Origin of the sequence: Rhodococcus mengyinensis (genome assembly GCF_048381435.1) — a bacterium.
GTDB classification, from domain to species: Bacteria; Actinomycetota; Actinomycetes; order Mycobacteriales; family Mycobacteriaceae; genus Rhodococcus_F; species Rhodococcus_F opacus_D.
In genome coordinates, this window is the sequence record NZ_JBLWIT010000103.1 from 42,257 (window position 1) to 51,585 (window position 9,329).

The window sequence follows — 9,329 nt, forward strand, 5'->3', positions numbered from 1 at the left end:
TAGACGGCCCAGATCACGGGTTCGGCGCGGCCAGTCCGGTGATCAGGGCGTCGAGAAAGCCGTCGGCGATCTCTTCGGGGGTGCGGGCCCCGTCGGCGGTGAGCCAGAGGTAGCTGTAGTTGAACATGCCGAGCACACCCTTGATTATCAACGGCGGCAACAGGGTGAACACCCCGTCTCGGACGCCTTCGTCGAACGCGTGCCGCCAATGCGATTCGTACCGTTCGCGTGCCGCGACGACCCGCGCACGCCGATCACCGGTCAGGGCGTGGTACTCGCGGAAGAACACCGTCCACTCGGCGCGGTACTCGGCGATGTTGCGGAGCAGGGCCCGTGCCAGACCGCGGAGGCGGCGCTCCGGATCCGGTTCGGTCAGGGCGAGTTCGTCGGCCACGTCGTTCATCTGCGCGAGTTGCCGGCTGCTGATCGCGAACAGCACCTCCTCCTTGCTGCCGATGTAGTGGTACAGGGCCCCGCGGCCGAGCCCCACCGCCGTGCCCAGGTCGGCGATCCCGGTGCCGTGGTAGCCCGACCTCGCGAACAACTCGGCGGACACGCGCAGAATTTCGGCGCGGTTGAGGTCGTATTTGGTGCTCATCGAATCACCGTTCGACGTGCACGATCAGGGCCTGCCCCTGGCCGCCGCCCCCGCACAGCGCCGCTGCGCCGACGCCACCGCCGCGGCGTCGCAGTTCGAGCGCGAGGTGCAGGACGATCCGTGCCCCCGAGACACCGATCGGGTGGCCGAGCGCGATCGCGCCGCCGTTGACGTTCACCCGGTCCGCGTCGAGACCGAGGCGTTCGGACGAAACGAGTGTGACCGCGGCGAACGCCTCGTTGATCTCGACGAGATCGAGGTCGCGAGGTGCGATCCCCTCCCGTCGGCATGCAGCCTGGATGGCGTTGGACGGCTGCTCGTGCAGACCCGAATCGGGTCCGGCGACCACGGCACGTGATCCGATCTCGGCCAGCCACGACAGTCCGAGCCGGACGGCCGTCGACTTCCGTGTGACCACGACGGCGCAGGCACCGTCGGAGATTGGTGACGAGTTGCCGGCCGTCAGCGAGCCCCCTGCGGCGAAAGCCGGGGGCAGACCCGCGAGGTCCGCTGCCGAGGTGTCGGCCCGGATGCCCTCGTCGTGGCTCAAATCGGTTGACTCACCCCGCCCGGACCTGATCGGAACGGGAACGATCTCGGCCGCGAAGACGCCGTCCTTGCGCGCGCGTGCGGCCGCACGGTGCGAGCGAGCGGCCCACTCGTCCTGGGCGTCCCGGGTGATCCCGTACTCGGGATTCCTCGACTCGGTCAGCGCCCCCATCGACGACCCGGTGAAGGCGTCCTGGAGCCCGTCGAACGCGAGGTGGTCGATCAGTACCGTGTCGCCGTACTTGTGCCCGCGCCGACTGTTCGTCAGGAGGTGCGGCGCCGTGCTCATCGATTCCTGACCGCCGGCGACCATGATGTCCGCGTCGCCGGCGGAGATCATCTGGTGCGCCAGCGTTATCGCGTCGATTCCCGAGAGGCACATCCGGTTGATGGTCAGTGCCGGTGTGGTCATGGGGATTCCGGCGGCTGCCGCCGCGACGCGCGCCGGCAGTTGGCCGCTGCCCGCGGTGAGCACCTGGCCCATGACGACGTGGTCGACGGCGCGTGCGTCGACACCGGCCGATTCCAGCGCACCACCGATCGCGTGGCCACCCAGTACCTGGGCGCTCAGGCTCGACAGGGATCCCATGAAGCGTCCGAACGGGGTTCGTGCCCCCGCGACGAGGACGGTGGGGTCGTGGTGGTCGGTCATTGTTCGTCTCCTTCGCGAGCGTGGTGCCGCCCTGCGGCCGTTCCCGGCCGCAGGGCGGCTGATGTCAGTCAGTACGCGACGTCTCGAAGGCGTCGGAGAACGCGTACCCGTCGAGCAGGCGTCCCGCCGTGACCAGGTACTGGATCGTCGGGGTGCCCTCCTCGAGCCAGTTGAGGCGGGCATCCCGGTAGAGGCGCTCGATCGGGTGCGCGCGCGTGTATCCGATTCCGCCGTGGATGAGCAGAGCCCGGTCGGTCACCCGGCCGACGGCCTCGAGGCCGAACAGCTTGCACATGCTGGCCTCGGCGGGAATCCGTTCGCCGGCATCCCACTTCTGTGCTGCGTCGGCGAGGATCCCGCGCAGGGCGTAGACGTCGGTGGCCATCTCCGCCAGGTAGCGCTGGATGGCCTGCCGTGTGCCGATCGGCTTGCCGAACGTGACACGGCTCTTCGCGTGGGCGATCGACAGTTCGAGGGCGCGCTCGGACGTGCCGAGGGAGCTAGCGGCGATGAACACCCGGCTGATCTCCAGTGCGCGTTCGAGGTGCTCGTTTCCCTGCCCCTCCACGCCGACGAGCGCGGCGGCGGGCACCCGGACGGAATCGAGGGTGACGCGTCCGTGCTCGGTGCCCTTGCATCCCATCGTCTCGGGAAGCGCTGCGATCGAGAGACCGTCGGTCTCGCGGGGAACGAGGAACGCGGAGACGTCGGTCGCGGTCGTCTTCGCGAAGACGATGAAGTGAGACGCGATGTCGGAGTTGGTGATCAACCACTTCTCGCCATTCAGGACGTAGTCGTCGCCCTCGCGCACCGCGGTCGACCCGAGGTCGGCGCCCGTCCCGAAACCCGGTTCCGTCAGCGCGAACGCGACCGAGTTCCGGCCCGTGGCCGTGCCCGGGAGGACGTCCGCCTTCTGTCGGTCGCTGCCGATCTCGGAGAGCGCGTGGGCGAAGGAGTTGTGCACGTGGACGATGACCCGGAGCCCGCCCTGCACCTTGGCGAACTCGGCGATGACCGGCAGGTACTGGGCGATCGACAGGCCGCTGCCGCCGTACTCGCGGGGGACGAGCAGGCCGAGCGCGCCGATCCGCTCGAGGATGGGCATGACGATGTCGTGTGGAACCTGCTCGTCGTTCTCGATCCGCTGTTCGAGTGGATCGAGTTCGGACCAGATCGCCTCGAAAATGCGGTCCCGGAGCGCCAGGTACTCCGACTCCGGAATGCCGACCGAATGCGTGAGTGTCGCGGTCATGGTGTTGTGTCCCTTCGTTGTTGGTCGTTGCGGTCGTGGTGTGTCACAGCGCCCAGCCGCCGTCGACGGTGAGGACGGAGCCGGTGCAGAATGTGGCGTCTTCGCTGAGGAAGACTGCGGCCTTGGCGATTTCGTCGACGGTGCCGAATCGGCCGAGGACGGTTTCTCGTTCGATGCGCCTGCGCGCGGAGTCGGGCACTGCATCGGTCATGTCGGTACTGACGAAGCCGGGGGCCAGCACGTTGACCCGGATGCCGTCCCGCGCGACCTCCTTGGCGAGTGAACGACCGAAGCCGATCATCGCGGACTTCGCACCCGCGTACGCGGTGTCGCCGGCGTGACCGATCAGGCCGACGACCGACGACACCAGCACGATGCTCGGTGACCTGCCGTGCACGAGGTGGGGCAGCGCTGCCCGCGCGAGAGCGACGGTGCCGCGGAGGTTCGTCTCGATCACGCTCCACCAGGCGTCCGGGTCCGTCTCGACGAGCCGCCCGCCCGACCACTGGCCCGCGTTCAGGACGAGCGAATCGAGGTGTCCCCAGTGGGAGACGACGCGCTCCACCGCCGTGAGCGCCGTGGTGTCGTCGTGCAGGTCGAAGCGGATCGGAAGTACCTGCTCGGGAGCGTCCGCGGCGAGTTTCTCGGCGTCGTCACGTCTCGTCCGGTACGTGCATCCCACCCGGCAGCCGCGCTGCGTCAGGGCCGTGGTGACGGCGGCTCCGATGCCGCGGGAACCGCCGGAGACCAGCGCGACGCGGGGATCGTCGTGATCGTTCTCGTTCATGTTCAGAAATGTACTGATCGATCCAAAAATAGTCCAGAGTGTTCGTGAAAGTCGGTCTGAAACTTGTATTAACTGGAGATTTGAAGCGGTTCGCGACATGGATCGATCGGTACAAGAATGCTTGCGGTCGACGTCCGGGATGTGCTAGACCTGTGACCGTGGCCACACGGGGCGACGGCGCGGACGATGTCCGATCGGCGAACCCCGGACGAGGCCCGACGGCCCGCTCATAACCGCGGTGGCACCGGATCGACACGCGGCAGCCGCACCGCCCCACATCAGCAGCGATGGGAGATTCGATATGAGAGTCATCGACGACCTGGAGGTCACTCGGGTCAAACCCCGGAAGGTTGCCTTCGCGTCCTTCGTCGGAACGGCAATCGAGTGGTACGACTTCTTCATCTTCGGGACCGCGGCCGCACTGGTATTCGGGAAGGCGTTCTTCCCGTCGTTGAGTCCGCTGTCGGGAACGCTGGCCGCGTTCGCGACGTTCGGTGTCGCGTTCGTGTCGCGTCCCGCAGGCGCGATCGTCTTCGGGCACTTCGGAGACCGGATCGGCCGCAAGAAGATGCTGGTGTTCTCCCTGGTGCTGATGGGGTCGTCGACGGTCGCGATCGGACTCATCCCCACCTACGGAGCGATCGGTCTCGCCGCGCCCGTGCTGCTCGTCCTCGCGCGCCTGGCACAGGGCTTCGCGGTCGGCGGAGAATGGGGCGGCGCGGTGCTGATGGCAGTCGAACACGCACCGCGCGAGAAGCGGGCGTTCTACGGCAGCTGGCCGCAGGCCGGCGTGCCCGCCGGACTCGTTCTCGCAACGCTCGCATTCCTCCTGGTCGAGCATCTTCCGGATGACCTGGTACAGGCATGGGGATGGCGGCTTCCGTTCCTCGCCAGTGCCGGGTTGGTCGCGGTCGGCATGTACGTGCGACTGAAGGTCGTCGAATCGCCGGAGTTCGAGAACGTCAAGCGCAACAAGAAGATTGCCGACTTCCCGATCCTCGCGGTCCTGCGGGGTGAGAAGCGGGCGCTGGGCGTCGGGATTCTCACCCAGGCCGCCTCCCTCGTGCCGTTCTACCTTGTCACCGTCTTCGTCCTGTCGTACGGTCCGAAGGAACTCGGCATCTCGCGGCAGACGATTCTGTTGAGCATCCTCGTCGCGTGCGTCCTCGACATCCTGACGGTGCCCTACACGTCGATGATCGCGGACCGGATCGGAGCACGGAAGATGTTGATCTACGGGTCCCTCTACATGGCCGCGATCGCGTATCCGTTCTTCTGGTTGCTGTCGACCGGAGTGGGTGTCGCCGTCCTTCTGGCGATGATTCTGATCATCACTATCGGTCACGCCGTCACCTATTCCGCGGTGGCCGGCTACGTCACCGGTCTGTTCCCGGCCGAAGTCCGATACACCGGCGCGTCCGTCGCCTACCAGTTCGGTGGTGTCGTGTTCAGTGCTCCCGCTCCGTTCATCGCGGTGGCGATCGCTGCCGAGACGGACGGTTCGTGGGCACTGGCTGCGTACATCGCAGCGGCGTGCGCCATCACGGTCCTGGTCCTGACCCTGACGAAAACTGCAAAGGTGAATCACTGATGTCTCCCGACAGACTCGCAACGTCCGCACTCGCCGGTGCCTGGCAGGACATCGAATCCCTGCTGGACCGCGACCCGTTCGGTGGCGACTTCAACACCGCCCACGAAATCTGCACCCGTTATGCGGCCGACCCGAATCGGGTGGCGCTGACCGTCCGGCACGAGGACGGCTCGGCCGACCGCTGGACGTACCGCGAACTCGACAGGCTCGCCGCGAAGGCGGCACGGGTGTTCGCACGCGCGGGACTGACGCGGGGAGATCGCGTCGGCGGACTGCTCTCGCGACAGGTCGAGAGTTGGATCACCGCACTGGCGGCGTGGCGCTCCGGGCTGGTGTACGTGCCGCTGTTCGGCGGGTTCGCCCCGGATGCGATCGGCCTGCGCCTCGACGCGGCGGGAGTCCGCGCGGTCGTGGTCGATCAGCGGTACCGGCCGGTCCTCGCGGAAGCGCAGGCGACCCACGGACTCGATCCCGCGGTGTTCGTCGTCGGCGACGTCGCGGCCGGCACGGACGACAGGTCCTTCTGGACCGAGGTCGACCGGGCCGACGCCGACGGCCCGCTCGCGACCACGGCGCTCGGGGACACCGCCACCCTGCTGTTCACCAGCGGAACATCCGGAACACCGAAGGCGTGCACCATGACCCACGCCACCTTCGTCTCCGTCATGCCCTACGCGAAGGCCGTTCTCGGGACGACCCGCGACAGCGTCGTCTTCTCGACGTCGGACCCGGCGTGGGCGTTCGGGCTGTACAGCACCGGTGCCGCCGTCATGGCGCTGGGCGTGCCACGCGTCATGTACTCCGGGAAGTTCGTCCCCGAGGCCTGGCATCGCGTCATCCGGGAAGAGAAGGCCACGATCCTCACCACCGCGCCGGCCGCCCTGCGGCGACTGACGGCGACGTTCGCGCAGGACGGGGTCCCGCCGACGCTCCGCACCGTCGCCGCTGCCGGCGAACCGCTCACCGCAGTGGTCGCCGCGGCCTGGGCCGGCACCGGTGCACCCGCCGTGCGCAACGGGTACGGACTGTCCGAGGTCGGCATGCTCCTGGGCGACACCCAGGGCACCGAAACGAGGTCCGGCCCGGGCTGGATGTCCGCCACGATTCCCGGGTTCGACACCTTCCTCGCCGACCGGGACGGGCAACCGGTGGCCGACGGCCAACCGGGATTGATCGCGGTACGGCAGCCCCGGTACCAGATGTCCAGCGGCTACGAGAACACCCCCGACCTGTGGGCCGACCGCTGGCGCGGCGACGTATTCCTCACCGAGGACCGAGCCGTCACAGACCCCCAGGGGCGGTGGCAGATACTGGGCCGGGACGACGACATGATCATCGCGTCGGGGCACAACATCAGCCCGGTCGAGGTCGAGAACGCGCTGTTGCAGCACCCGGCGGTCGCCGACGCCGCGGCAGTCGCGTACGACGATCCGATCCGCGGCGGAGTGGTCCGGGCCGTCGTCGTCCGCGCGGACGACCGGGCCGACGACAGCGACCTCGTCACGCAACTCGCACACCTGGTCGCGCAGCGCGTCGGCCCCTATGCGGCACCGAAAGTCGTCGACTTCCGGCCCGACCTCCCGCGCACCGAAGTCGGCAAGCTGCGCCGGGCGGCCGTCCGCGAACTCCCGATCACATGAACGGGCACAACCGCATGCGCGCCCTGATGGTCACCGCGCTCGACGGTCCCCGGGCGCTCGCCCCGGTCGAGGTCGACGAACCCGTCGCGGACGAATCCGCGATCCTCGTCGAGGTTCATGCGGTCGGGGTGTCGTTCCCGGATCTGCTTCTCACCCAGGGCAGGTACCAGTACAAGCCGGAACTGCCCTTCGTCCCCGGCGGAGAGGTCGCCGGGATCGTACGGTCAGCGCCTGGCGGCAGCGGATACTCTCCGGGCGACCGGGTCGTCGGATTGACCGGTGTGGGCGGCGCGATGGCCGAAGTGGTTGCACTGCCGCCGGAGACGACTTTCCTCCTCCCCGAAACGATTTCGATGGCCGCAGGCGCCGCCCTGCTGTTCAACTACCTCACCGTGCATTTCGCGCTGGCACGTCGTGGACGCCTCGAGGCGGGGGAGTCGGTGCTCGTCCAGGGCGCGGCGGGAGGCATCGGCACCGCCGCGACGACACTGGCGCCTCACCTCGGCGCGTCGCGGACCATCGCGGTCGTCAGCAGTGAGGAGAAGGCGGAGTACGTGCGGAGTCTCGGCGCCTCCGACGTCGTGGCCACCGGGACCTGGCGGGACGAGGTCCTCGCGATCACCGACGGCCGCGGGGTGGACGTCGTGGTCGATCCCGTCGGGGGCGACCGCTTCACCGACAGCGTCCGATCGCTGGCGACGGGCGGGAGGATTCTCGTGATGGGCTTCACCGGCCGGGACATCCCCTCGGTGAAGGTGAACCGGCTGCTCCTGAAGAACGCGTCCGTAGTCGGAGTCGCGTGGGGCTCGTGGTGGGCCGAGGACCCCGGACGACTGTCGGCGCAGTGGAGCGAATTGTGTCCCTTGCTCGCGTCGGGCGCGTTGACGATTTCGGAGCCGACCCGGTACCCGTTCGACGCGGCAGCCGAGGCCCTGCTCGATCTCGAACATCGCCGAACCGTCGGGAAGAGTGTCCTCACCCTCCGGTGAGGCGGCTCCGCCGCCCGTGCGCCTTTTTGGTAGTTACAGCTACGGCGTTTTCAAGCGGCCGTCGCAACAACGAGTTTCCCGAGACGCTCGGCTGGACTGTCCCAGTCGAGCGTCATACGGGGACGACGATTGAGTTTATCGGCCACCACGTCGAGGTAGACCTCTTCGAACCCGTCCAACGCGATCCCCTTGGGGAAGTACTGGCGCAGCAAGCCGTTTGTGTTCTCGTTCGTCCCGCGCTGCCACGGCGAACGCGGATCACAGAAATACACCGGCACCCCCGTCTCGACAGTGAACCGGGCGTGCTGACTCATCTCCGCACCCTGATCCCAGGTGATCGACTTGGCAAGGTGCTGGGGAAGCTCGGTGATCTTGCGGGTCATCGCCGACCGCACCTGCTCGGCGGAATGCCCATCCGGCAGGTGCAACAGCATCACGAACCGGGTCGACCGCTCCACCAACGTCCCGATCGCCGACTTGTTGTTCGCCCCGATGATCAGATCGCCCTCCCAGTGCCCGGGCACCGCCCGGTCCTCGACCTCGGCGGGACGCTCGGAAATCATCACCATGTCCGGGAACTTCCCCCGCCGCTCACCGACCGTGCTTCGGTGTTTACGCAGGTAGCGGCCGGTCCGCAGATGGGCGGTCAGCTCCCGCGTCAACGCTCCCCGGGACTGGACGAACAACGCCTGATAGATCGATTCGTGTGACACCCACATCTCCGGCCGGCTCGGATACTCCCGCCTGAGCTTGTGCGAGATCTGCTGCGGTGACAAGTCCTCACCCAGCCACCCCTGCACCTGCTCCCGCAACTCGGCGTGGGCGGCGAGCTTGGCGGTCTTGGGGCGCCGGGCGCGGGCCTCGGCGTCCCGTTGGGCCCGTGAGGCCAGATACTTCCCGCGAGAGGACAACGCCCGCCGCAGTTCCCGGCTGATCGTGGACGGGCTGCGGCCCAGTGCGTGGGCGATCGCCCGGATCGTCCACCCGTCCCGGCGGAATTCGTCGATCTGCTCCCGCTCGGACAGCGACAGATACCGCCCCGACGGGGGAACAGGTCGGCGGGGACGCACTCCACCGACCTGCACCAGCCACCGCCGCATCTGGGTCAGCGAGACCTGCACCTCACACGCCGCGCTGACCGTGTCCTGCCCCGCCCGCAAACACTCCCAGAACTGCTCCCGCACTCGCCGCTCGATCGGCGGCCGCCCCTTGAACACCATCCACAACACCCTTCCTTACCAGGGATGTTGCGTCGACCGACTGAATACGCC

The 9,329-nt window shown here is 68.0% G+C and carries 8 protein-coding genes; 3 read left to right on the forward strand and 5 right to left on the reverse strand.

Annotation, left to right across the window (positions count from 1 at the left end):
• Positions 1-13: 13 nt before the first annotated feature.
• The 4 genes from ACNJ7E_RS20865 to ACNJ7E_RS20880 form a co-directional block, all read right to left on the reverse strand.
• Complete coding sequence (locus ACNJ7E_RS20865; RefSeq protein WP_418340883.1) at positions 14-598, reverse strand: TetR/AcrR family transcriptional regulator; 585 nt, start codon at positions 596-598, stop codon at positions 14-16.
• A 4-nt stretch (positions 599-602) separates the two neighbouring features.
• On the reverse strand, positions 603-1,799 hold the full coding sequence (locus tag ACNJ7E_RS20870) for an acetyl-CoA C-acetyltransferase (RefSeq protein WP_280781968.1): 1,197 nt from the start codon (positions 1,797-1,799) through the stop codon (positions 603-605).
• Between the two features lie 64 nt (positions 1,800-1,863).
• Positions 1,864-3,051, reverse strand: a complete 1,188-nt coding sequence (locus tag ACNJ7E_RS20875) for an acyl-CoA dehydrogenase family protein (RefSeq protein WP_280781967.1) — start codon at positions 3,049-3,051, stop codon at positions 1,864-1,866.
• Positions 3,052-3,094: 43 nt separating this feature from the next.
• A complete protein-coding gene (locus ACNJ7E_RS20880; RefSeq protein ID WP_280781966.1) occupies positions 3,095-3,838 on the reverse strand; it encodes an SDR family NAD(P)-dependent oxidoreductase in 744 nt (247 codons plus the stop codon).
• 301 nt (positions 3,839-4,139) lie between these two features.
• Between ACNJ7E_RS20880 and ACNJ7E_RS20885 the strand changes: the two genes are divergently transcribed.
• From ACNJ7E_RS20885 to ACNJ7E_RS20895, 3 genes are read left to right on the forward strand one after another with little or no spacing between them, the layout of a single operon-like run.
• The gene (locus tag ACNJ7E_RS20885) at positions 4,140-5,429 is read left to right on the forward strand and encodes an MFS transporter (RefSeq protein ID WP_280781965.1); all 1,290 of its coding nucleotides are present in this window, start codon (positions 4,140-4,142) and stop codon (positions 5,427-5,429) included.
• The gene (locus tag ACNJ7E_RS20890; protein ID WP_418340884.1) at positions 5,429-7,069 is read left to right on the forward strand and encodes an AMP-binding protein; all 1,641 of its coding nucleotides are present in this window, start codon (positions 5,429-5,431) and stop codon (positions 7,067-7,069) included. The genes ACNJ7E_RS20885 and ACNJ7E_RS20890 overlap by 1 nt, the downstream gene beginning before the upstream one ends.
• A gap of 14 nt (positions 7,070-7,083) precedes the next feature.
• Positions 7,084-8,058, forward strand: coding sequence for an NADPH:quinone oxidoreductase family protein (locus ACNJ7E_RS20895; RefSeq protein ID WP_418340885.1), 975 nt, complete (start codon positions 7,084-7,086; stop codon positions 8,056-8,058).
• A gap of 50 nt (positions 8,059-8,108) precedes the next feature.
• On the opposite strand, the gene ACNJ7E_RS20900 is transcribed toward ACNJ7E_RS20895, so the two are convergent.
• The gene (locus ACNJ7E_RS20900; protein WP_418339463.1) at positions 8,109-9,278 is read right to left on the reverse strand and encodes an IS30 family transposase; all 1,170 of its coding nucleotides are present in this window, start codon (positions 9,276-9,278) and stop codon (positions 8,109-8,111) included.
• Between the last annotated feature and the right edge of the window lie 51 nt (positions 9,279-9,329).

Excerpts from the sequence above, each read along its gene's own strand:
- ACNJ7E_RS20890 (WP_418340884.1), top strand. The coding sequence starts at position 5,429 with ATGTCTCCCGACAGACTCGCAACGTCCGCACTCGCCGGTGCCTGGCAG.
- ACNJ7E_RS20865 (WP_418340883.1), bottom strand. The coding sequence starts at position 598 with ATGAGCACCAAATACGACCTCAACCGCGCCGAAATTCTGCGCGTGTCC.
- ACNJ7E_RS20885 (WP_280781965.1), top strand. The coding sequence starts at position 4,140 with ATGAGAGTCATCGACGACCTGGAGGTCACTCGGGTCAAACCCCGGAAG.
- ACNJ7E_RS20870 (WP_280781968.1), bottom strand. The coding sequence starts at position 1,799 with ATGACCGACCACCACGACCCCACCGTCCTCGTCGCGGGGGCACGAACC.
- ACNJ7E_RS20875 (WP_280781967.1), bottom strand. The coding sequence starts at position 3,051 with ATGACCGCGACACTCACGCATTCGGTCGGCATTCCGGAGTCGGAGTAC.
- ACNJ7E_RS20895 (WP_418340885.1), top strand. The coding sequence starts at position 7,084 with ATGCGCGCCCTGATGGTCACCGCGCTCGACGGTCCCCGGGCGCTCGCC.
- ACNJ7E_RS20880 (WP_280781966.1), bottom strand. The coding sequence starts at position 3,838 with ATGAACGAGAACGATCACGACGATCCCCGCGTCGCGCTGGTCTCCGGC.
- ACNJ7E_RS20900 (WP_418339463.1), bottom strand. The coding sequence starts at position 9,278 with ATGGTGTTCAAGGGGCGGCCGCCGATCGAGCGGCGAGTGCGGGAGCAG.